This is a genomic window from Solwaraspora sp. WMMD937 (genome assembly GCF_029581175.1).
Taxonomy (GTDB): Bacteria; Actinomycetota; Actinomycetes; order Mycobacteriales; family Micromonosporaceae; genus Micromonospora_E.
In genome coordinates this window covers 755,162-779,880 of record NZ_CP120738.1, presented here as the reverse complement: position 1 = coordinate 779,880, position 24,719 = coordinate 755,162, and the positions used below count along the sequence as shown (strand labels likewise).

The 24,719-nt window shown below is 68.9% G+C and carries 10 protein-coding genes; 9 read left to right on the top strand and 1 reads right to left on the bottom strand.

The genetic code is table 11. The features are described 5' to 3' along the window. Positions 1-220 precede the first annotated feature (220 nt). From O7621_RS03470 to O7621_RS03455, 4 genes are read left to right on the top strand one after another with little or no spacing between them, the layout of a single operon-like run. Positions 221-1,969 carry an RICIN domain-containing protein gene (locus O7621_RS03470; protein WP_282232688.1) on the top strand — a complete coding sequence of 583 codons (1,749 nt, stop codon included), beginning with the start codon at positions 221-223 and terminating at the stop codon, positions 1,967-1,969. After that, entirely contained in the window at positions 1,966-3,612 is a 1,647-nt protein-coding gene (locus O7621_RS03465; RefSeq protein ID WP_282232687.1) for a S8 family serine peptidase, read from the top strand. The genes O7621_RS03470 and O7621_RS03465 overlap by 4 nt, the downstream gene beginning before the upstream one ends. Before the next feature lie 34 nt (positions 3,613-3,646). Then, the gene (locus O7621_RS03460) at positions 3,647-6,247 is read left to right on the top strand and encodes a right-handed parallel beta-helix repeat-containing protein (RefSeq protein WP_282234441.1); all 2,601 of its coding nucleotides are present in this window, start codon (positions 3,647-3,649) and stop codon (positions 6,245-6,247) included. Between the two features lie 30 nt (positions 6,248-6,277). Next, positions 6,278-6,835, top strand: a complete 558-nt coding sequence (locus O7621_RS03455; protein WP_282232686.1) for a sigma-70 family RNA polymerase sigma factor — start codon at positions 6,278-6,280, stop codon at positions 6,833-6,835. Between the two features lie 87 nt (positions 6,836-6,922). On the opposite strand, the gene O7621_RS03450 is transcribed toward O7621_RS03455, so the two are convergent. Then, a complete protein-coding gene (locus O7621_RS03450; protein ID WP_282232685.1) occupies positions 6,923-20,239 on the bottom strand; it encodes a hypothetical protein in 13,317 nt (4,438 codons plus the stop codon). A 426-nt stretch (positions 20,240-20,665) separates the two neighbouring features. On the opposite strand from O7621_RS03450, the gene O7621_RS03445 reads away from it, so the two are divergent. The 5 genes from O7621_RS03445 (at position 20,666) to O7621_RS03425 (ending at position 24,700) form a co-directional block, all read left to right on the top strand. Continuing rightward, positions 20,666-21,052, top strand: a complete 387-nt coding sequence (locus O7621_RS03445) for a hypothetical protein (protein ID WP_282232684.1) — start codon at positions 20,666-20,668, stop codon at positions 21,050-21,052. Positions 21,053-21,415: 363 nt separating this feature from the next. Continuing rightward, positions 21,416-22,741, top strand: a complete 1,326-nt coding sequence (locus O7621_RS03440; RefSeq protein ID WP_282232683.1) for a hypothetical protein — start codon at positions 21,416-21,418, stop codon at positions 22,739-22,741. 6 nt (positions 22,742-22,747) lie between these two features. Further along, entirely contained in the window at positions 22,748-23,185 is a 438-nt protein-coding gene (locus O7621_RS03435; protein ID WP_282232682.1) for a hypothetical protein, read from the top strand. 168 nt (positions 23,186-23,353) lie between these two features. Continuing rightward, complete coding sequence (locus tag O7621_RS03430) at positions 23,354-24,370, top strand: hypothetical protein (RefSeq protein ID WP_281552691.1); 1,017 nt, start codon at positions 23,354-23,356, stop codon at positions 24,368-24,370. Positions 24,371-24,394: 24 nt separating this feature from the next. Beyond that, positions 24,395-24,700 (top strand): hypothetical protein, encoded by a 306-nt coding sequence (locus O7621_RS03425; protein ID WP_281552692.1) that lies wholly within the window; start codon positions 24,395-24,397, stop codon positions 24,698-24,700. The last annotated feature ends 19 nt before the right edge of the window (positions 24,701-24,719 follow it).

Below are 24,719 nucleotides of genomic sequence, written 5' to 3'. Positions count from 1 at the left end.
CCGAGCGGAGCCGCAGCATCCTCGCCATCGTTGGAGGAGTGACCCATACGGCCGTCGATTTACGCAAAGTTCATCGATGGTTCGGTATGATCGCCTGTGTTCCACATTGTGTGCATCTAGCTTGCAGCAGGTCCACTCCGACTTACCGGTACCGCCGTCTCGGGCGGGCACGGTGAGTCGGCTTGAGGTAAGGCTGAGAAGGTTGGTGGCCAGAATGGGCATGTCGACCAGGTTCCGCAACCGGGCGTTCATCGGGTTGGCCCTGGGCATGGTCGCGATGGTCACCCTGACGGCCTCTCTGGCACCAAGCCCGGCCGATGCGCGAGAACCACTACCCGGTACGCCGATCACCGACGCGGACGTCCGGCTGCTTACCGACGCGGCAGCCTCATGCCCCACCCTGACCCCGGCTCGGCTGGCCGGTCAGGTGATGGCCGCGTCCCGGTTCTCGGCGACCCCGGTCGAGGCTGTGCAGGCCGTCGGCGGGCAGGGCACTGCTGGGCTGGTGCCGACCGTGTGGCAGAAGTGGGCACCGTGGGACGGGGCCCGGCCGGCTGATCGGCCGGCCAGCATCACCGCGCTCGCCCACCACATGTGCCAGCTGGTCGGCCAGTTGCGGGTGCTCGAACTCGACGGCGACAAGTGGCGGTTGGCGCTGGCGGCGCACCGGCTCGGTGTCGAGCCCGTCGTCGAGGCCGGCGACGTGCCGGTCGGGGCCGTGGAGTACGTCGACACCGTGGAACGGTACGCCACGTGGTACGCCTTGCAGTCGGCCTTCGGCGGAAGCGGGGAAGCAGCGCCCGTGGCGACCGAGCCGGTGGCCGCGCAGCGAGTCACCCAGGCCGCACCGCTGCCGGTGCCGGACGCGTACCTCGAGCTGATCCGGTCCGCCGGCTCCATCTGTCCACAGATGCCCCCCGCACGGGTCGCCGCGCAGCTCATGGCCACTTCCGCATTCGACCCGCAGCGACTCGGCCCGGCCGGCGAACAGGGCATCGCGCAGTTCCTTCCCGAGGTGTGGGTGACCTACGCGCGGCCATCGGCGGAGGCCTCGCCGTGGACCCCTGCCTCGGCGGTGCCGGCCCTCGGGGAGACCATGTGTGCCCTGCTGGAGGCCCTACCCGGCACCGGCCCAGACGACTACCCGCTCGCGTTGGCGTCGTTCCTGCGCGGTGACTCGACGATCCGTTCCCTGGCCGACGTGCCGGGTGGTGAACGGATCCTCGCCCTGACCGATCAGGTGGGCCGCTTCGAGACCGAGTACGCAGAGGACCCACGGCTGGCTCTGCCGGCCAATCCGGCGCCGTCCACCTCCGCGGCGACCAGCCCGACCGTCGTGCCCGAGCGGTCGTCGGAGGCGACCCCTGGCGTGACGGACACTCCGCCGACGGCCCCCCGACCCTCGCCGACGACGAAGCAGCCGAGTACCCCAGGGCTGCCCGACTCCGACCAGCCGCCGGTCATGGCCAGGGACGCTGATGGAACGAACCGCTCGTACGGGCCGTTCTTCATCCGCAACTTCGGCACCGACAAGTGCGTGGACGTTCCGGGGACCGGCCCGGGACCCCGCGACGGGCCCGTGAACCAGGACTTCTGCTACCCGCACACCCCAGACAACCAGGAGTACGCCTTCGTTCCGCGTCGAGTCGACAGCGCCGGTAACCAGCTGTACTGGATTCGTAGCGTCACCTCCCAGTACTGTCTGGACCTGCCTGGCCTGGGCTCGGTCCCGTCGGGGACGCCACTCAACGAAACCGGCTGTTTCGACGACGAGAACCAGTACTGGCGGCTGCAGCCCTCGGTGAAGTCCGGCAACGTCCAGTACTACCGGGTCATCAACACCGCCTCAAATTTGTGCCTGGACGTTCCCGGTGACGCGGTCAGTACGATCGGCCTTCGCCTCGAGGTGTCCATCTGCAGGTCGAACGACGACCATGACTGGGCGCTGATCCGGAAGGTCAACTGGTGACCGGGATCCTGGCCCGAGGCGTGCTGGCCGGGCTGGCGACGCTCGTGGCGGTGACAGCGGCTGCCACGGACGCGGTCACCGACGTCCGAGCCGGGTATGCCGCGCCTACCGATCCACAGGTGGAGCCGTACGTTCTCTACTACACGGTGCCCGCGTTGTACCGGGGCAAGCCGGAGACGCTGTGGACGATCGCTGAGCGGTTCCTCGGCGACGCCGAGCGTGCTGGCGAAATCCTGGCACTCAACGCCGGTCGGCAGCAGCCGGACGGCGGCCGGCTGAGCGATCCCGGGCAACTGAACGAGGGCTGGCACCTCGTGCTGCCCTGGGACGCGATCGGCACCGGACTGCGACACGGGGCACTGCCGACGACAGCGGCTGCGGAACCTGGCGCGACGGCGTCGCCGAAACCGGCTGATTCGCCCAAACCGGCTGATTCGCCCAGGCCGTCCGGATCGCTCAACCGCCCGGCAGGACCGGCCAGCGCTCCGGTGCGGAGCACGGCGCCCCTCGCCGGCCAACCAACGGGTTCCGGCTCCACGGTGTCCGACCACACCGGCTGCCGGCCGGCTGCGGTAGCGGACCCACCGGCCGACTCGAACTGGGGACAGCGGTTGGTCGCGCCGCAGCGGGTGTGGCGGACCGCCACCGGTGCCGGCGTTTCGGTGGCTGTCGTCGATTCGGGTGTCGCAGCGGGTCGGCCGGAACTCGGTGACCGGCTCGGCCGAGGCGTCGACATCGTGTCCGGCAGAGGTCTGGGCGACACCGACTGCGTCGGCTCAGGCACGGCGCTGGCAGGTATCGTCGCAGCCGACGACGGGAGAGCCGGCGACCTGGTCGGGATGGCGCCCAGAGCCGTCGTCATCCCGGTGCGGCTGGTGGACCGGGGCGTCGCGGCGAGCCCACCGGCAGCCGTGACCGCCATCGAGGTCGCGGTGGCCACCGGGGCGAAGGTGATCCTGCTCGGTGTGTCCGTCGATGTCGCTGACCCTTCGGTCCGTTCCGCGATCGACGAAGCGATCGGCTGGGGCGCAGTAGTGGTGGCACCGGCCACAGCCGCCGAACCGGCGATCACCTCCGGGGACGGCCTGCTCCGTGTTGGCGGCCTCGGCCCCGACCAGCGACCGATCGCCGACTACCCGGCCGGCTCGGTGGACCTGCTCGCGCCGGCGGCCGGCATCCGTAGCATCAGCGCGACCGGTACCGGGGCCTACGTCGGCACCGGTCCGGAGTACGCCGCCGCGTTCGTCGCCGGTGCGGCGGCGCTGGTGCGTTCGGCCCATCCCGGACTGTCCGGGGAACAGACTGGCCGGCAGCTTGTCGTGTCCGCCGACCGGCCCGCCGACGACGGCCCGGACAGCGTCGGGCGGCTCGATCCGTACGCGGCGGTCACCGGCCGGCTGGTCGATGAAAGGCTGCCCGTAACTGTCCTCGAGCAGGACGAACGGTCTCAACCGGTTCCCTGGTCGGTGGTGTCGGCGGTCCTCGCCGTGCTCGGGGCGCTGTTTGCCGGCGGTCGGCTCTGGGTCCGCTACCAGGCGGCGCGCAGGCGGCGTCGGCTGGCGCTGGAGCGGGCCGACGACCCGTTCGGCAGCCGTGCCGAGGACGCGGATCAACTGGTGCACGCGCACGGTGGAAAGACGTGAGTACCGGCACCGACGGTGTGCGGCTGGGGTGGAGATGGTGCGACTGAAGGGCCGCCGGGCGGGTGCCGATCCGGACGTCGTCCGGGTGGCGCCCGGCGAACGGGGGGCTGCGCAGAACATCGCGGCCGGCCTGCGGGCAGCCTCGGCTGGGCAGACCGTGCTGGTGGCACCCGGCCGGTACCACGAGGATCTGTTCGTCGACACTGCGGCACGGGTCCGTGCGGAGCAGGGGCCGGGCAGCGTGTCGTTGGCGCCGCGCACCCCGGTGCGCATCACCGCTGCGGCGACGTTGATCGATCTGACGGTGGTCGGTGCCGACCCCGGTGAACCGCTGCTGCGGATCGAGGACGGCAGCGTGGAACTCGTCGGCTGCGACCTGCGTGGCGGCAGGATCGAGGTCATCGGGAACGCCCGCTCGGTGCTGCGCGAATGCCGGCTGACCGGTGCCCGGCTGGCCGGGCTGTATGCCACCGGAAACGCCGCAGTCCTACTCGAACGGTGCGTCGTCACGGACGTCGACGGCATAGGTGTGGTGGCCGGCGAATCGGCGCAGACGACTCTGCGTGACATGTGGATCGACTCCGTCACCGGATCGGGCGTTCGGGCACGTGGCACCGCCCGGATCGAGTTGCTCCGTTGTACGGTCGTCGCGGCTGGACGCAACGGAATCCGGGCCGAAGAGTCGGCGTCGGTCACCGGGTTGGACGTCACCGTGAGTCGCAGCAGTGGAGACTCGGTGTTCACCTTCGGGTCGTCGCGGACGGAGCTGACCGGGTGTCGGTTGATTGACCCCGCCGCCGCAGGCGCGGTCGCCGCCGACCGGTCGCAACTGGTCCTGAACCGCTGCGACGTGGACCGGGCCGGCGCGACCGGAGTGGTGTGCCGGGACGATGCCGAGGTCAGCATCTCCGCCGGATCGGTGCGCGGCTGCGCCGGCAACGGGGTCTTCGTCACCGATCGCGGCACGGTGACACTCACCGACACCCTGCTGGGCGACTCGACGTACAGCGTGCTGCACGTCGGCGGCACCGGCCGACTGACCGCCACAGGTGCCCTGGTGGGGCCATCCGCAGAGCATGGGCTGCACGCCATCGGGGCAGGTAGCGTCGAGTTGACCGGCGGCTGGGTGCGTGGCTGCGGGCTCGCCGGACTGAGCACCGCCGACAGCGCCGGGGTGACGGCCACGGGCACCGTGCTGGCCGGCAACCGCAACGGGGTGGTCGTCGGCTCGGACCGGCCTGTGCGACTGACCGGCTGTGTGGTCGACACCAGCAGCCGGTCCGGCGTTCAGGTCGGCGTCGGTGCCGCCGTGGAGCTGGACGACTGCCGTATCGACCGGGCCGGCACCGCCGGGATCGTCTTCGAGCAGGACAGCGGGGGCACCGTGGAGCGGTGCGCGGTGCGTGACGCCGAAGGCTCCGGCATCGTGGTGTGGACCGGGGCCAGCCCACAGGTAACAGCCACGTCGTGCACGGCGGGCGCGAAGAACGCGTTGTTCGTCGCCGAGGGCGGCGGCGGTCGGTACGTCGACTGCGTCTTCACCGACAGCGCGTATCCGGCGATCCATATCGGGGCCGGGGCGACACCGGCCATCGTGCGCGCCCGGATCCGCGACACCGAGCTCGACGTCGATGTGGACCCACAGGCCCAGCCGGTCTTCGAGGAGATCCGGCTGACCGAAGTGGCCAAATCCTTGTTGCCGCCGACCGCACTGGCCGCCAGCGGTGATCCCGCCGTCCCGGCGGTGGCCGGGGCTCCGGCTGCCGGTGCCGTGCTGGCCGAGGCAGCTCCGACTGAGGCGGCCCGACCTACCGAGGCAGACCTGCCGGATCTGCTGGCCGAGCTGGACGCGTTGGTCGGACTGGACCGGGTCAAGCAGGATGTGCAGGCACAGATCAAACTCATGCAGACGGTACGTCGACGCCGGGAGGCCGGGCTCGCCGCGCCGCCATTGAGCCGGCACCTGGTCTTCGCCGGCAACCCCGGCACCGGCAAGACCACTGTGGCCCGACTCTACGGCCGGCTGCTTGCCGCGTTGGGCATGCTGGAGCGCGGCCACCTCGTCGAGGCCGACCGGACCACGATGGTCGGCGAGTACGTCGGGCACACCGGCCCCCGTACCCAGGCGGTCTTCCGCCGGGCACTCGGCGGAGTCCTCTTCATCGACGAGGCCTACTCGCTGGTTCCACCCGGTCACACCAACGACTTCGGGCAGGAAGCCATCGCCACGCTGGTCAAGCTGATGGAGGATTACCGCGACGACGTGGTGGTGATCGTAGCCGGCTACCCCCTCGAGATGAGCCGCTTCATTGCCTCGAACCCGGGCCTGGCCTCCCGGTTCTCCCGAACTCTGACGTTCGAGGACTACGGGTCCACCGAACTGACCGACATCGTCGAGGCCCAGTGCCGGCAGCACGAGTACCAGCTCGCCGACGACGCGCGGGCCGCCGTCCACGACCTGTTCGCTGCGATAAACCACGGCCACGGGTTCGGCAACGGCCGCGCCGCGCGCCAGATCTTCCAGCGGATGACCGAACACCAGGCGCAGCGGGTGGCCGATCTCACCGACCCGTCGACCGATGACCTGCTGCGACTCACCGCGTCCGACGTGCCGGCCGCCGGTTCGGTGGCCTGATCGGTTTCACGGCCAGAGATGAGGTATCCGATGGAGATCATCGAGGGTGAGCGGCCGACCCACGCCGACCTGGTCACCTGGTACGAGCGGGTACTGGTGCCGCAGAGCCGGCCAGCGCTGCAGCGGTACGCCCGGCGTCTGATGCCAGGCGATCCGCATCGCGCCGAGGATCTGGTCCAGGAAACGCTGCTGCGGGCCTGGCGCAACCTGGCCTCGGTGGCCAGCGCCCGGTCGCCGCAGGCCTGGCTGTCGCGGGTCGCCCACAACCTCAGCGTCGACCAGGCCCGGCGGGTGACGGCTCGCCCTGCCGAGGTCAGCGAGGACGTCACCGCCATGGCCTGGCAGCCGGCGGAGAACCTCTTCGACGCAGCTCTGGACCGGGTCGCGCTGGAGCCGGCGCTACGTAGCCTCTCGGCCGTGCACCGCGAGGCGCTGCTCCTGGTCTACTACCAGGACCGTACGCATCGCGAGGTGGCTGGGGTGCTCGGCGTACCCCCGGGCACGGTGAAGTCACGCACCCACAACGCCACCCGCGAACTGCAACGGGCGTTGAGCCAGCATGGCGTGACCGGCCGCGCCGCTGCCTGACCTGACCCGGCGCGAATGGCACCGGCGACTGGTTCAGACGGCCGATGCCTCCAGGGCCGCCTCGTCGAACTGGACCGGGACCGCTCCTCACGCCTCGGCGTCGCCGGGCAACGGCCCGATCGGCCTGCCCAGGGTGATCCGATCGACTCGGTGCCGGTGCAGCGCGGACAGGCCCTCCTCGAGATAACCGGCCAGGTCGGGGTCGACCGGTGTGTCCACCACTGGCACGAGGCGAAGGCAGGCACGGGGAAAGCGGCTCCCACCGATCCTGCCGGCCAGCAGTGTGCCGAGCTCAGCCAGCAGTGCCGGGCCGGTCGGGACCTGGACGTGCGCCGGGGAGCCGGCCGGTGGCAGCGGTAGCAGATTTGCTCCGGCCCGGTATACGACGACCAGTTCGCCGCCGCCGACGGCAGGCGGGACGACACCCCCGGCGGCACCGCCCATCGACCAGATACGTGCCGCGCGATCGATCGGCCGGAGATCACGCGGCCAGATCGACAGCCACATGTCGTCCCGTTCAACGAGAGTTTCCAGGTCGTCCCTGTCCAACCCACGGTCGTGGTTCACCTCCGCCAGTCGCTGCAACCGCGTCGGATCGACATCGCCGTACCAGTCGGAATTGACGGTCTGTAGCAGCCGTTGCAGCCCAGCTTCTCCGGTGAGGAACCGGCCATCGTCGTAGTGGTAGGCCGCCAGCACCCGGTGCGCTGCCTCCAGTCGCTGCGGTGTCAGCTCGAACACTCCGTACGCGCGGGCCGCCAGGTAACCGGCGGCGAGCAGGTTGTGCCGGGCCGCTCGCTCGCCGCCTGCCCCGGCCGTGACAGGCGCGGCCGCCGCGAGCCGCGTGGCCAGCCCGTCCAGCGCCGCGACCAGGACCGACGGATTCTGCTCGGTCGCTGCGGCGCCGGCCACGTCCAGCAGCCCGGCAACCAGATCATGGCCGGTGAAGCCGAGGCCGGGGCTGGTCGGTTCCGTTGGCGCATAGCCGACCTCGTCCAGCACCGCCTCCGAGCCGAAGGCCGCCACGACAATTCGACGCTCGACGTCGCTGACCGGATGCAGTAGGTCGTCGGTGGCCACCGGCAGTACCTCGGGTCGGGGCTGCGGCCGGTGTACCCGGACGAATCCCGATTCGGTCGTGGCTCCGACGTGGCTGGCCAAGGCGCGGCCGACCCACACCCCGAGAACCCATACCGGCCAAGGGGTCTGCCGGGACGGCAGCCCGATGACCACCGGCGGGTCGTCGTCGCGTACGGCCGGCGACACCTCGGCCGGCCCGATCCACACCCGTTGACCGACCGCCTGCACCTGCCAACCCGATGCCAACTCGTACCGGCCCCAGCCGACGTTGCGCAGCGCGACCACATCGAGATCGAGTACCGGTTGCTGCGGATCGGCGTGCACGGTGTAGTAGCGGGCGCCAGGGCCGAGTGAGGCACGGTGGTCTCGACTGTAGGCCACGAAGTGATGGGCTGCCGCCCCGGTCGGCTCCACCAGGTCGACGTCGAGGGCGAGTACCCGTTCGCCGCCCAACGTACGGGCAAGTTCCACCGCCCGTGGAGCGCTGATCGGCGCGGCCGTCAGCAGCTCCACCATGGTCCCGACGGGTACGTCGTCCCGCAGTTGGCGCAGCAGGTGACCGGCCTGGTCAACGTCGGTGATCTGAACCGCCAGGAGCATGCCCTCCCGTCGCGGTAGCCGGATCGGCGGCTCCATCGACGAGGACGATGGACGGAGGAAGACCCCTGCGGCTCCATCCGGCATGTGGGGGTACCTGTCCGGCGCGGTCAGCGGGACGCTGTCGTACCCGTGCATCGGGGGCAGTTGAGCGGCGGCAGCGCCCCACCGGTGCACCGAGCCCGCCTCCTGAATCCACAGGCTGAGCAAGATCGCCTGAGCCTCGTGCAGCAGGCTCAGATACAGGGCCCGCACGGTGTCCGAGAAGGTCCCGACCTGGCCCCCCGCACGTTGCACGCGTTCACCTAGCCGTCCTCCGGCCCCACTGACCCTCGCCGCCGCCAACCACTGGTTACACCGGGTGATCAGATCCTGATCCTGACCGAGAAGCTTGTAGATCGCCTCTCGGTCAGGGTGGGCCAGCCCGTGTCGCGACAGTAACTCCGCCACGTGTCGCTGCGCCGCGTCGAGATGGCGCGCCGGCCCGTACAGCAGCTGGCGGTGCACCTCCGGATCCTTGATCAGCTCATTCAGCACTCTCGGGTCGCCGGTCTCGGCTACGCGCCACCGGGCGTAGGTCGCCCACTGCACAGAGTGAAATTTCTCGTGCACCAGCGCATCCCGCGAACGGTCGGCATCCAGGTCGTACCGCAGCCGCAACCGCCAGCGCGAGTAATCGAAGGAGGCTCGGGCGTGATGCCCGGCGGGCATCTGCTCCGTCCGTTCAAATCCGCGCGGCCCCGGTGTGTGCAGGAGCCAACTCATCTGGCGATCGAAACGCCGCCAGGCATCCAGTACGGTGCCGAAGTCGTCGTGGACAAGCCGTGCCTGGTCCCGCTCCACCGATCTGGCCACATCAGCGATCAGCGCCGCCGCCCCCAGAGCACGGTTGGTGAAGGCCAGGTGCGTGGTGCCGAGAGAGTCGTTGGCGATTCGGTGGATGTCGTGCAGCGTCGAGTGCACCTCCCCGTCGGTGGGGTCGAGGTGGACCAGCTGGGCATCGGGGTCGACGCTCGTGCCGCGGCCGCCGGCCACCACCGTCCAGTCGGCATCGACAAGGTCCGCGACGTGGCTGTCGAGCGGCATCGGTTGTTGGGCATGTACCACCCGGACCACCCGACCCGCTGAGTCCTCTTCCACCCTGGCCCGGACCTGGATGGTCTGTCCGTGCACCTGAGCCTGGTAAAGGTGGGTGCCGTCGATCACGATGTCGGGTAGGACGCGCGAGCCGGTAGTGACGAGATGCCAGACGAACTCCCGGGCCTTGTCTTCTGCCGACCGCAGCCCGGTTTGCCGCCCCAACCTGTGCAGAGCTTGTGCGACGCGGTCGTCTCCTGCTGAGATCCAGCCGATCCGCTTCGCCTCCTCGTAGAAGTGGACGGCGTCCGAGGGGGCGAAAATCTCGCTACGCGCCCACGGTGCCCAGGTATCCGGCGCCAGGCTCATCAAAGTGGATATCGCCCCGCCTGAACCACCGCCTCGCAGCCTCGTTACCGGCTCGGGGTCTGAGTCCCGCTGGCCTTGCCGGCTCACGGCGACACCGTCGCCGGCTGACTGACGTGTCGGGTCTGTCACCTGCGCCAGCTGGGACTCGCCGGGCGGAGCGATCGGCACAACTGGATCTGAGAAGGGTATGAGATTCTGGACGTGCAGGTCGCCGTCCGTCGCCGTGGGCTGGGAAACGGTGGCGCTGCTGACCTTCCCGGCTGGTTCCTCTGCGGCCGTAGCAGGCTGTTCGAATGCTGTAGGTGGCGATACCTCCTTGCCTGCGGCCGGTGTGTCAGTGCGTACTGTTGCCAGATCGGCGAGCATCTTTTGACGGTCGGGAATTTGTCCCTTGGCGATGATTTCAGCAACGGTCGGATCGGTGCCCTCGGCCTGGATACTCTGCGCCTGAAGTTGCACCCATCGCTCGCGCAGGTCGTCTTGCGGATTGGTGGTGGTGGCGTTTTGTGGGGTGGTGGTTGGTGTTGCGGGTGACGGTGGTCGGGTGGTTGGTGGTGGTGTGGGTTGGGTGGTTTGGGCGTGTGGTGGTGTGGGGTTGGTGGTGGTCTGTGCAGGGGGTGGTGTTGTGGTGGTGGCGTTTTGTGGGGTGGTGGTTGGGGTGGTTGGTGGTGGTGTGGGTTGGGTGGTTTGGGCGTGTGGTGGTGTGGGGTTGGTGGTGGTCTGCGCAGGGGGTGGTGTTGTGGTGTCGGTGGCTGCTGCTGGCGGCAGTGGTGGTGCGGGCGGCTGTGGTGGGTTGTGGAGCGGGAGGAGTGGTCCCTCGTCCTCAGGCCACGAGCCGGGCATCTTGGTGCCGCTCGCGGTTTTTGGCGTCGAACTGGTTTCTCCGGCCAATTCCGTTACTGGTTTCGGCTCGGCCTTCGGCGGAGGGACGACGGGGACTGTGGGGTCGGGCTTCTTGTCTCGCATCAGGTAGATGTCTTCATCGACGTCGATGAGGAGGGTCCCGTGCGGCCCCTTGATAACGAGAGTGGCGTCGTAGCGGTACTGGTGGAAGTTGCGCTTTGCCTCTCTGTTGCGTTCGTTGACTTCGCTCATCTCGGCGGAACCGCCCTGGCCGGACTGGCTGTTGTAAGAGAGGACCTCGCCAATGAAGCCGGCCTTCCTGACAAGTCCGGTGCGGGCTCCGCCCTGTGGGCCGAAACCGATGTCGCCGGCTTGGGAGGTGTCCTGGCTGCTGGAGGTGCTGGACTCATTCTGTTGGTAGCGTCTGCCCTTTTGGAAGTCACTCAGCGGATCGGTGTCGGATCCGTAGTATTCACCGGCGCGGATGTCAATGCCAAGTGTAATGTTGGTGTCGGGGATCACGTACTCGTGTTTGAGGAGCTGGTTGATCCTGGTGCGCAGCATCGATTCGCTGGTGTAGTGAGTGATCAGGTGGTGCAGGGCGCTGCGGCTGTCGACGCCGGGTACCTTCCAGGCCCCGTCGACCGTCAGGTCGGTGCCGGGGCGGAGGCTGGGTCGTGCCGTGGTCAGGGCGGCCCAACGGGCGAACTCACGAGCGGCCGCCTCCATCCGCCACGGGTGCAGGGCGCGGTCCTCGAGGAGTTCGGTATTCGCTCCGGCGGGTCCAAGGCTGGTGTCCTCGGCCCAGCGCGGTGTGGGTCGCGGGGCGGGGGTTGCCGGCTTGGCTGTGGGAGGCGTGGGCTTGGGTCCGCGCCACCCGCTGTTGTCGGTGTTCCTGGGTTGCGTGAAGGATTTGGGGACGATGAGGCGGACCCGGCCACCGGCAATCAGATCATTGTTTTCCCAAGCGAAGGGGGTGTGGTCGTACCAGAATTTTTGGACGGAGTGATTCAGGCCTGGCCGCAGGCCGGCGGCGGCTGTGGTGATGGAGAACAGTATGGCACGGCCAGTGGCGACGATGAGTTCGGCGATTTTGGGTAGTTGGGTGGTGGTGGCGAGTTCGATCATGAAGTTGAGTGGGTGTTCGAACTCGTGGGATTTTTTGGGCGAGGTGCGGAAGATGTCCTTGGTGGCGGACTGGTTGCTGTGTTCGCTGGAGTAGGACTTTCCGTAGCGGCCATGGCCAAGGCCGCCGAGCTCGCCGCGGTTTGCCTCACTGACCACACCGCGGCCGTGGAAGTCGAAAGCTGCGGACCAGCCCCAGCCGGAGCTGCTGCTGCCCTGTGCGTTGTCGCTGGTCTGTCCGCGGAGGGTGAGGCTGACCTGGTCGCGGGGTCGGTCGGATGATGGTATGTGGTCGGTGGTGGCGGCGACGCGAATCCACAGGTACCGGGTGGGGTAAGGACCGGGGATGGGGAACCATCCGTACACGCCTTGCCCAGACAAGGGGAAGTACTGCGCGGTGAGGGCTCGGCTGCGGAAGTTGCTGATCACCGCGCGGCGTAGTGGGCTGGTGGCGTTCTCTCCAGCGGGAATGAGGCCCTGCCCCTCCAGCGCACGGAGGATCGATCTCAGGACGTCGTTGGCCTGTAGCTGTTCGGGGTGACCGACGGCGGGCAGCAGTTTCGGGTCGATCAGCTCAAGGGCTGGCGCGTTGACGGCGGTGCCGCCGACGAGTTCGAGATCCTCGGCGGCGCGGTCGGTGATCAACAGGTCGAGGGCGTGGTGGGCGTTGACGTAGTGGGGTCCGGCTGAGGTGTTCTGGGCGCCGTTCTTGGAGCGGATCGCGGTGATCTCGAAGACCATGCGACCGTTGTAGGAGTGGACGGTGTCGTTGTAGGTGGCGCGGGTGATGTCGGTAGCACCCTTGGTGCTGTTTGTCGACTTGCCGGTGGACACCTCCCACTCGGCGTCGATCCCGCCGCCGAGCCGGCCCTGCTCGAAGGGCTCCTCGGTGTCGACGTTGTAGTTCTGGTAGTGGCCGCCGAAGCCGATCTTGCCCTTGGTGGTGATGTCCCTGCTCCGGGCATCGCCGTGGCTTGAGGCGAACTGCCGGTAGTGTTCGAGTTCGACGCCGTCCTGGTGGCTCTTCTGGTGGTCCAGGCTGTCCTTGAACAGGCGGCCCCGGACGCGGATGAACTGGTCGTATCCGTCGCGGGCGGGTAGTTGTATCTCCCAGCCGTACTCATCGACGATGTCAGGGCTCTGACTGGCGAGCTCGCTCGGGGCGGAGAGGTCCAGGACCTGGTCGGGCCAGTTCATCGGCTCGTTGAACCACGTATCGGGGAGGCCGTTGACCTGCTGGTAGAGCTTCGCGGCGGTGGCGGACAGTTCCGGGATGTGCCGGAAGGCGGGAAAGAGCCCGGCGCTGCCGAGGGTGTCCAAGGGGAGATGGGATGCCTTGCCGCCGGGCTCCCAGGCGCCCCTGGGATCGTCACTGACCTCGGCCCTCCCGTGGTCTCTGAGTGCCTGTTCGCTATAGGTGGCGCCTTCGGGGGGGAGATGTTCGATCGGGACAGCGGTCTGGGTGGTGACTTGCAGGTTCGGGTCGTCCCCGATCAGCCAGGTCTCGCGTGGAGTCGGACGGTCGGGGTCGGTGACCTCACGGATCGCGACCTCGTAGACGGTGCGGTAGCGATGGTCGACGATCTCACCGACGGTCTCGGTGCGGGCGTACTCCTGGACGTTGCGGCTCAGTGATTGTTCGTTGCTCCACCCCGCCTTGGTGGACACCCCGACGCGTGGGGCACTGATTCCGCCCCGGTGCTGCCCGTCGAGGTCGCCGACGCGGAACGAGGGGCCGCTGCCGAGTTCGCCGGTGCCGGTGGTGTCGCCGGACTGGGCGCCAGAAGTGGCGGCCCCGGTCAGCGCACGCGCGTTGACCGTCATCGGGTACCGGGTACGATCCAGCAGGTCGAACTGGTGAGCGGTGGCCAGCACCTCGAACGTGCGTCCGTTGCTGGCGACGCTGAACTTGCGGCCGGCTTGGACCCGGCTCGGGTCGGCCTCCAGCACGGCACGACTGACCCTGATCATGACGTCCCGGCGTGCCTTGGCGCCGATGTCGTCGAGGCCGGTCCGTGCCTTGAGAACGTCGATGACGAGGTTGGCGACCTGTTCGGATCCGGGGAGGTTGCCGGTGATGCCCAGGCCCTGCCCGCGGCGCAGTGCCAGAGCCAGGGGTTCCGGGCCGGTCCCGTCCTTCGGCACGAACGCCTGCCGCGCCTGCGGCGCCCCGTCGATCATTGGCCGCAACGTCGCAGCCACCCGCTCAGCAGACGCCGGCGCCGGTTCGGCGGACCCCCGGATGGGCGGAACCTCGGCTTTGGTGCCGGATTCGGCTACGGTCTTGGTTTGCGTCTTGACGCTGGCTTCGACTTCCGTGGCTGGGGTGAGTACCACTCGGGGCCGTCCTGTGCCGGGGCCTCCGAATCTGGGGGTGAACACAGTGCCAAAGATGCTGCGTTCGAACTGTGCCGCTTCAACAGCGGGCATGGCGATTTCGGCAGTGACCTGGCGGGTGATGGGTGGGATGTTCTTGTCCCCGTGGGTAGTGAGGGTGAAGTCGACGGTGGCCTGGTACCGGGCCTGGTGGGACTTTCTGTTCAGGACGGTGTGGTTCGATGCGGTTTCTCCAACGCCCAACGCGGCGCTGTTTTCGGCAGAGAGCCCAGCGCCGAATTGCAGACCGCCGGTGGTCTGCCCGCCCGAGTCGTCGTCGTCCGGATTGGAGCCGCCCCTGCTTAGTCTGAGCAGACTGCCTCCAGCGGATATGCTGACGTCGCTACTCCCGGACGCCTGGTAATTAATAGTAGAGACCACGCCGAGATCTTCCCGGGTGGTGATGCCCTCCGTAGTTTCCAGGAACTGGATTCCGCGGATGCGGACTGCGGTGGTGATGTATCCGTTGAAGCGGTGGAGGCCGCTGCCTTCGTGAATAGTGTCTGTCTGGTCGCCGTTCGTGAGCAGGTAGCGACTGCGGTTGCGGGTGGTCCGCTCGTTCAGCAGCCGTTCGTGGGCCAGTGCGGCCACCTTTGCGGCGACGTCGGCCGGCAGAGCAGCGCTCAGGGCCTTGTGCCAGTCGGTGATGACCTGGTCAAGGCTGATCGCGTTGAGTGTCTCCCGGGCCTGAGAGACCGGATGCGTGACGGTGGTTCCGGCGGGCGGTTCTACGTCTGCGGTGGTGGTATCGCCGTCCGGGGGTGTGCGAGCGTAGGCGGTTGGTAGGGAGACCCCGAGAAGGTCCGCCTCGCCGGCGACTGGGGACTGTCCCCACTTGACGCCGTTGACGAAGATCTGGAACTCCACACCACTGTTGAAGTTCGTCGACTCGGAGACGAACATCTTCCGGCCGGAGATGGCCGTTGTCTGCTCCGAGGTCTTTCGGGCGATGTCGCTGCCGAAGGCCAGAGATGGCAGCTTCGCCAGCATCCGGGGTGCCTTTTGGGTCGGCAGTGTGAAGGTCAGCTCGGCGGCACCGTCGTGATCCAAACCACTGGAGTGGGAAGTCTCCCTGCCGGTCGCGGTCGAGCCGAACGAGACCACGTACTCGCGTTCCTTGCCTCCGTCGGCATTCGGCGCCTCCTGCGGATTGTGCGGCACCGGACGGATCCAGATCAGTCGATCGCCAGCACTGATCGTGATCCCATGGAACAACGCATTTTCCCACCGCGCGCGATTCTTGTCGATACCAGCCAGATTTTTCGGGTCGGCTTCGAGCAATTCACGAATTGTATCCTTGACTTTTTGTCGAATGCCCTGCTCCTGTCGGGCGTTGCCCAGGTTCAGTTGGTCCGCGGTTCGCATCTGACTCTGCTCACCTGGCTTCTGCGGACCCTGGCCAGGCTTCAATGCTGCAATTTCGACGTCGGCGGTGCGCGTGCGTTGGCCAGTCGGTAGCGCCGCGTCGAGCGCGTCGAGGGTATCGGCGATCTCGTCGGCCGTTCTGCTTCGGACCTGGGCGATCGCCAGTTCACCAAGCGCCCCCTCGGTGAAGTACCACGGCGTCGCGGTCGGCCGGACCTTTGCCGCCTCCTCGGCCTCCTTAGCCTTCTTTGCCGCCTCCTCGGCTGCCTTCCTGGCAGCATCTTCAGCTTCCTGAAGGGCTGTCCGAGCGTCGTGTAGCTCCTGCTCCTTGCTCTCCCACGCGGTGCGCGCCTGCACAGCCTCCTCGGTGCCCTGACCAAGCGCCGCCTCGTGGGTCTGCACAGCCGTGGCAAGCTGGTCGCGTTCCGCCTGACGTTCCACGGCCTGGATACGGTCCTGTTGCTCCTCGCGGCGGTGGGTTACCTCCAGATCGAGGGCCCGCGCGGCCTCCTGCCGCTCGGCCTGCTGGCGGTCGGCCTCCGCAACTTTAGCGAGTTGGTCGGCCTGGTCCAGCTCCCGTCTCACAGCCTCGGCATCGACGTCGGCCTGACCGCGTTCCAGCTCAGCCTGCCTTGCCGCCCGGTCGAACTCGGCCCACCGCTGCTCGGCCTGCCGGAGCCGATCGTCGTCACGTTGCTGCTCGGCGGCCTGCCGGGCTTGGTCCTGCTCGGCCTGGCGTGGAGAGACCGGCGGCGTGGCGTCAGTGCGGGTATCGACAGGAGTTCCCGAGGCGGGGCCGGTGCTGCTCGCCGCCGACTGTCTCTCAGCCCGTGCAGCCTCAGCCCGTGCAGCCTCAGCCCGTGCAGCCTCAGCCCGTGCAGCCTCGGCCCGCGCAGCTGCGCGTTGCGCAGCCCGATCGGCGACTTCGGCGCGTACCGACTCCAACACGGCATCCTCGGCCAACCGCTGCCGCGCTGCCTCCGCGCGCGCTGCCTGTCGCCGCGCCGCCTCCGCGTCCAACACCTGGCGCCGGGCGTTTCGCTGTTCGGCCTCCCGCCGCGCGGCCTCCCGCTCGCCGCGGCGACGATCTGCGGCGCTCCGCGCCTCACGCTCGGCGGCCTCGCGTTGCTCCTGCCGCTGTGCGGCCGATGCCGCAGCTGCGGCATCGGCCGCCGACAGCACCTTGCCACGCTCCTGCTGAACCTGCCGCGCTTCCTCGAGTTTCGCAGAGAGATCGTGGACGTGACTCTCCAGTTTTTGCAGTGCCTCAGCGAAAGACTGCACCTCCGCAGCGAGCTGGTCGTGCCGGGCCTTCGCCTCTGCGACCGCGGGTAGCGGATGTTCCGACTTCAGCTGCTTGCCCGCCGGCGGTACCTGCAACGGCTGCTGCTGAGGTCGAGCCTCGACAGCAGCGGTGGTCTTCCCGGTGGTGGTTCCGACGGTCGCGGTGGTTTCACCAGTTGCAGGCCAGAGAGGGACGAAGTGCTGGTGCTGATGGTGGAGGTAGAAGACCGGACCCTCGTCGCCGCGCAGCGGGTGTGCGGTGGTGCCGTGCTGGGTGGTTTCAAAGACCTGGACGCGGATGCCGAAGTTGTCGATGAGGAGTTGGTTGAGATCGGGGTCGTAGACGTCGAGCATCTGGCCGTTCAGCAGGTCGTCGCGGGCGTTGCTGGAGGCCGGCAGGTTGTCCAGTAGATGGTCATGCAGCTGGTGGGCATTGGTCTGGTGAGGGTTGTGTACGTTGATGAGCTGGGCGAGGGAGTCGAGTAGACACAGGTTGTGATCGCCGCTGGCGGTGCCGAGTACCAGACCGGGCGGTAGAGCCGGATCGGGAGATCCGGCACCCTGCCACTGATAACTGCCGTCGGCTGTGACGACCCAACCCATCGTGGCGGGGGGCGGCTCGGCGATCTGGCCCGTGGCGACGGTCGACAGCGGCGCCGGTGCGCTGCCCGCCGAGCTGGACACCGTCTTGGCCGGGGCGGGCACCGTGGCCTGCTCGGTGACCTGAGGAGGGAGGTCCACGCCGGAGGCCCAGAACTCTTCGGCGGCGTTGCTGGTAAGGGCGTCCGGTGCCGGCCGTGGGGCGGTGGAGCCCGAGAAGTGCGGCGAGAGCACACCAGCGATCTGACCGAGCGCCCTGGGGGTCAGCACGAAACCGTCGACACCGTGCGGGTGGCTGCCCATCAGGTCGCCGTGTTCGGGCTGGTGGGTGTCGCGCAGCAACGCGTTCGGCGGCGCTTTGCTGTCCTTGACGCCGAGGTTGTGCACGATCTCGTGGGCGTACTTGGCCGGCGACGCGTCGGCCGCCCAGGTCTGCTGGGACATCTGCGTGCCGGCCGGAGCGACCGTGATGGAGCCACGCGCCTTGGCCGGGTCATCGACGAAGTCGACGGTCACCCGCATCGGCACGTCCCAGCCCGGCAGGTGGTGCCGGGGTGCGTTGACGTATCGCTGCAACCCTTCGATCGTGCGCGCCTTCACCTCGGCGATCTCTGCCGCCGTGACGCCGGGCGCGGCGTCGAGGTGCAGCTTGAGCGCGAAGTGCATGTCCTGATCGGTGACGCTGAGTCGATAGCCGACACCGACCCGCTCGCCGCTTGCCGGTGGCCGGGTCACCTTCGGCGGCTGGCCGGAGGTGGCGGACGGCTCGAAGCGGAAAGCGTCCTTCAACGGCGTCCACCGCTCGGCGTCCACCTCGATCACCCGGGCCGGGCCGGCGGGTTGGCCGTCGCCGAGCAGATTGCGCGGTGGCATCGTCACCTGCTCGGTGGGCGGAGCGGCAGAGATGTCGTCGGCTGGGCGGCGCGGTGCCGGCAGCTGGAGAACGTCGTCGCCGGCCGCCGGCGTCGGTCGTGCCGGTCCGTCCTGCGGCTTGTCCACCGTCGGAGTCTCCGCTGGCTTCATCGCTGCCGGCCCGTCGACCGGTTTGGCGGCCGTCGAGGGCTCCGCAGGTTTGCCGACCGCCGGTACGTCCGCGCCGGGCGGGTCGGTGCGGGTCGGTGCGGGTACGGACGGGTCGGTCCGCCCGGGGGCGGCGCCAGCGGGACCGGTGTGAGGCGCCGGCAGGTCACGGGGCGGGCTCGGCAGCTGGCCGAGTCGGTGGCCGATCGTCGCGTCATCGGCCCGTGGCCCGGGCATCGGCAGGTCGCCTGTGGCCCCGCCGGGTGCCGGTGGGGCGTCCGCTCCGCGCAGCTGGGCCAACCGGTCACCGAGGGTGGTGTGCCGCGCTGCGGTGTCGTTCCGCAGACTCTGGGACAGACCACCGAGCGCCTCGTCCAGACGGGAGTCGAGTGGACGGAGGTGGTCGGGGGAAGTGAGCGCGGTGTTGATCTGGGTGGCGCTGTCCAGCCGGTGCTCGTCGAGCCGGGCGGCGTATCGGGACAGCACGTGGTCGATGCCGGCCTGATCGTCGCCGACCCGGGCGAGCGCGTCCTGCCAGGACCGGTACTCGTCGGCGGAGAGCGGGCCGCTGCCGCCGCGCAGCTCCGCGACGCGAACCTCGCGCTCCAGGTTTGCGATGCGCGTTTCGTACCTGGCCAGCACTGCCGCGTCGGCGGCCTCGTCTCCGGTCCGGGCGAACTCGGCATCCCATTCGGCCCGTTCGGCCGGCGGCATGCCGAGCATCTCTTCCCGGTGGGCGCGCAGGTCGGCAATCCGGTCGGTCAGGTCATCGAGAGCACCGGGCGGCAGCGTCGGTACGTCGGGCAGGTCCTCGAGCTTGCCCACATTGGTGCCCGGGTCGGTACCGCGTAGCGCGGCAAGTCGGTGGCGCAGTTCCAGTCCGGCGAGGTCCGGGTCCGGCGTGCTGTCCCCGCGCAACGCGTCCAGGCGCTTCTGCAGGTCGTCGACGCTGCCGGGTGGCAACGTGGGGGGCTGCGGAAACTGGGGGAGTGGTACGTCGGGGCCGTCGGAGCCGCGCAGATTGGCGAACCGCAGCTCCAGCTCCAGCTCGGTGCTGCGCGCGTCGGGGGTGCGGTCGCCACGCAGCGCGTCGAGGCGGGCCTGCAACTCGTCGACGTCGCCTCTCGACCCGGCCTCGTCGGGGGTACGGCCCGGCGTCGCATCGGGTCCGACCTGGTCGTGCAGCTTCTGTTCGGCCAGTTTGCCGGCGAGGCTGTTCTCGTAGTCGTTGAGCAGCCGGTGCAGTTCGTCGGTGTGTCCGGCGGCGGTCGCCCGCTCGATGTCGATGGCGTGCTGCAACCAGGTCGACTTGTCCATGTCCAGCTGTGCGGCGCGTTGATGCCCGGCGTCCACATGCGCCCGGTACGAGTCGAGCCGCTGGAACAGGGCCTGTCGGTCGATGCGGTCGTGCAGCGTGTTGAGTGCGCGGGCCCCGTCACCGTGCCGGCCCTGCTCAATCGCGGTACGGACCTCGGCGCTGAGCACCCTCAGCTCTGGCTCGGGCAGGTCGACCCCCCGCGCGTCGGAGATGAGCTCGGTCAACCGTTGGCTGAGCGCCTCCGCGCCGGGGGTGGCCGCCGGATCGGTTCGAGGCACGCTGGGCAGGTCCAGCAGGTTGTCGCCGGTACCCGTACCATCGGGCCTTTCAGCTCGGCCCGGCGTACCCATCTGGTCGAGGGTCTGCGGTCGACCCGCGCTGTCGACCTGCGGTGACGCCGCAGATCCGGCGTCGTCGAGGGATGTCGGACCGATGTTGGTGGGAGTCTCCGCGCGGGCGGCGACCAGCTGGGCTTCCAGGTCGGTGAGGCGTTCGACGGCGGTGGCGCGGGCGGTCGCCTCCACCGGGGAGATCGTGGGGACGTCCGGGAACATCGCCGGGTCGACTGGTCGGGTTTCGGCCGCTGCGCCCGGGCGGAGCTGGCTGAGGCGGTGTTCAAGCTCCAACTGGCGGGCTGCGGGGGAGGGCAGCTCGGTGCCGCGCAACGCGGCCAGCCGACTCTCCAGCTCCGCGATACTGGTGCCGGGCTGGTGAGTCGGGACCGCCGGCAGTTCGGCAAGGTCGGCCGAGGCCGCTGGGCGTAGCTGGGCGAACCGGTGCTCCAGTTCCAGCCCGGCGAGGTCGGTGCGCGGGGCGTCGGGGCCACGCAGGTTCTCCAGCCGGGCCTGCAGCGCCTGCACGGATTCATCCGCCGTCCCGGCTGGGTTGGCCGCTGCCAGGTCGGGCGCGGAGGCCGGTTTGGCCGCCGCGAGGTCTGGTGCGACCGCACCGGTCAGGTGGGCCGGTGGGGTATCGACGGTGCGGGGTACCTCAGGAGCTTCGACCTTGAGCCCGTCTGCGGTCCGGCGCACCAGCGCCTCGGTGACCCGGACGTCCTTCTCGGCGCGGGCCAGGGCCAATGCGTCCCCGGAGACGTTGGCCAGCGCGTGCTGTGCCTTTTTGAGCTGCTCCAGCGCCTGCAGGTGGCTGAGCTGCTGCGGTGACGGGCCACCGGCCTGATCCAGCCGGGGCGGTGCTGGCGTCGAGAGGTCACGACCGAGGCCGGTGGGTACGGTGACCGTTGGCGGTTCCAGTCGGTGCGGGGTGGTGAGCGCCGCCGCACCGGGCTCGTCGAGCAGGTTCAGCGCCTGGTGGACGGTGGTCAGGTCGGCGGCCTTGCCGAGCTGCACCGGGTTAGGTGTGAGCGCGGAGGTGGGCGTCGAGGTGGACATCGGGGTAGGTGTCGGGGTAGGCGCGGACGCGGGTGTGGGCGTGGCCAGGCTGACATCGCCGAACGCCTTCTCCGGCGCGCCGAGGTTGAACGCCACCCCGGTCTCCGAGACCCGGACCGCGCTGACCTCGCCCATGTGCAGGTTGCGCAGCTCGGCGCGACCGAAGTCCGTCAGGCCCTCGACGCCACCGGCAGCCCGGTTCAGCGTGGCGCTGAGGTTGCCGATCTGCATGTTCGGCAAGGTCACCGCGCTCGGCGTGGCCACCGCCGGCATGGTGACCCCGTTCATCCCAGGTACCGGGTTGACGGTCGGCGCATTCAGCCGGGAGACGAGGCCGAGGTCGACCGCGTGCGCCGCGCCGGGGAGATTGGCTGCGGGGATCGGGGTGACCGTACCGGCCGTTCCCGGCACCGGTACGTCCAGGTTCTGTACGCCGCGAAGCCCCGCGAGGTCGTGCAGGCCGAGCGCTCCACGTGCCGCGGACAGGTCGAGACCACGGGCCGAGAAGCTGAGTTGCTGCGCCGCCGGCGCCCCGATCATCGGCTTTTCGATCAGGTCGGGAAGGTGCAGCCCACTCGGACTGAAGTTGATCCCACCGGCTGGGGGCGGCGCGTCGCCGGGCTTGACGACGTGCACCGTGGTGAGGCCGTTGGCGAGCCGGACGCCGCCGCCGAGCGCGGCAAGTCCGTCGAACCGGGTCATCCCGAGCCCGCGACCCAGCACGCCGAGCTTGAACGCCCCGGACACCCCGACAGCGCGGATCTCATGACCGGCCAGGGGCAGGAAGATCCGGAGCCATTGCCAGCCGCCGAACTCACGGGCCATCAGGTTGCCGAACCTGACGGCGTTGGTGGCGATGAACCTGCCCGCGTCGGCCGTCACGCCAGCGAACCGGACCAGAGCCTGCTGCCCGATGTTCCCCATCCTGGTCACCGCTGCCGGGACGGTGACCAGGGTGAACTTTTCCAGGGCCACGAATCCTCGGGCGGCCAGACCGTCGATCGGGCCGACGATCCGGGGAATCATCAGCGCGCCGGCCCTCACCGAGTTTGCAAGGGTGACCCCGATGTCGCCGATGCCGCGCATGGCCCCGCTGAGGCTCAGCGTCGACACCGTTCGCCAGAAGTCGTTGATGCCGGCGCGCGCCATGCTGATGCTGTGCCGGCTGAACTGAGTGATGTTGCGCCAGGCGGAGGTGGCCAGCTTGGTGAGGTCGCCGAGGGCGATCAGCGGTCGGGTGCTGGGACCGAGCAGCCCGAGCAGCCCGAGCGCCAGACCCAGCGCGTTCGTCTTGCCCATGGCGAAATCCAGGGTCGCCTTCACTGCCAACGCGGCGTTCATCGCGAAGGCGATCAGGCCGAGCGGGCCGCCGACGAAGATGGCGACCACGGTGACAATGAGAGTCAGCCAGGTGAAGATCTCCCAGAACACCTCACAGGCCGACTTCGGCGTCACGGGTGACTTGATGTGGCCGGTCGCGTCGAGAATGGCCTGCCGAGCCGTACCCGCTGCGGATTCCACATCCGCGGCGGCGTTCTCCGCGGTGGCCTTGAGAGCCTTGATCCGTTCCTCGTCGTCGCCGGCGCCGGCCGCGTCACGCAGCGCCTGGTCCGCCGTGGCCTGAGCCTCGCGCAGCGCCTCGGCGTACGTGCGGATCGCCGGCCCGGCGGCGGAGAAGGCTGTCCGCACCCCGGCGATGAAGCCGCTCATCTCCTTGCTGATCTGCTCGCGCAGCCAGTCTGCGGTCTTGCCGACGAACGCCCCGTCACCGCTCTGTCGCAGTACCGCGGCGAGTCCGTCGTCGGCGGTCCTGGCGTGGTCGGCCATGATGTCCATGTAGCTGGCGACGCTGCGCAGCACATCCGGATCGCCGGGGGTGGGATCACCCGACAGCGTGAGCGGTGACCAGTCACCAGGCCGTACCCCCACCGGACCCTCCCGCTGCCCCGGACGCCGTCGTCCTGTTCGACGTGGCGCACCCGCGCGGAGGTTCACAAGTGAACCGCTGGCGGCCCCAGCCGCGTCGAATCACACAGACGGCGTACGCCGACGAGCCGGAGGAAGGGGCGCGGGGTGGCCGACCTGGTGCTCGACTACGCGCTGCTGCACAGTCTCGCGGGCAGCCTGCGTGAGTTGAAAAGCAAGATCGAGTTTGATGTGGAGACCGGGTCGCGTCGGGCGGTGGTCACCTCCGACGGGACCGTCGTCGACTCCAGCCAGGTGGGCAACTCGGCCCTGTACGGCACACTGAGCGCCTTCTTCTCTGCCTGCCATTCCCCGTTCAAGGACTCGATGGAGCTGCTTGACGAGCTGGCAAACACCTTCGACAGCATCGCCAAGGCCTACTTCGACCTGGACGCGGACGTCGCTGGCAAGGTGAACCTGGACCGTCTCAAGGCCAGCGTCAACGGCTGGCAGGCCGACACAGCCGCGTACGAGCGGTATCTCGACCTCAAGGACCGGGAGATCACCTTCCAGTACTACGACAAGGACGGGAACCTGGTCGACGGTTCGGTGCCGCTGTGGAGTGGCCCCCCGGTGCCGGAGCCGGGGGATCCGCCCACCTCGATCGACGGCACCGCAGAGGTGGGCAGCAACAAGACCTCGGCGGTGCTGGACGAAGACGGCAACGTCATCTCCGAGACGACCACGGTCACCTCCGGCGACGGACTGACCTATACCGAGACGACCGAGTTCACCTACCGTGACACCGACGGCGACGGGGAGATCGATGTCGTCGACTACACCTCCACCGTCACCCACTCCGACGGCATGGAGGAGAAGATTGTAAAAAAGACCAACGACGACGGTTCGTTCGTGGTGACCTCCACCACCAGCGAGGGCACCACAACCAGTACCGTCACCCCGAAGCCCGACGGTGGATCGCACCAGGTGACCGTCGACCACGAGGGCGAGACCACCACGACCGACATCGTGGTGACCGGACCGGACTCCGGCACCAAGACGGTCGTGGACTCGGATGGCACCAAGAAGTACACCGGCAATCCGAACACCGGGGAGTGGACACTCGTCTCCGAGGAGTCATCCGAGGACGACGACTACATCCCCTTCACCACCGTCACCATGTGACCCAGCCACCCTTGGAGCAATGCCATGCCCAACATCACCGTCGACTTCGGCAAGGTCCAGGCGGTCAACGAACAGCTCAATTCCGCCGTGACGCAGACCGTGCCCCGGCTGGAGGATCTACTCACCGCGGTGTCCCAGTTGCTCACCAGCGACGGTGGCCTGTGGTTGCAGAAGTCCAGCCCCACCCTCAGCGGGCAGTACCAGACCTTCAACACCGAGTTGACCGCGGCGATCGAGAACATCCGCTCCTTCGCGCAGCAGTTCCACAACATCACGGTTCAGCTGAGCACGATGGACGAGCAGATCGCGGCCTCGAGCAGCTCGGCCTGACCGACCGATTGGAGGCATC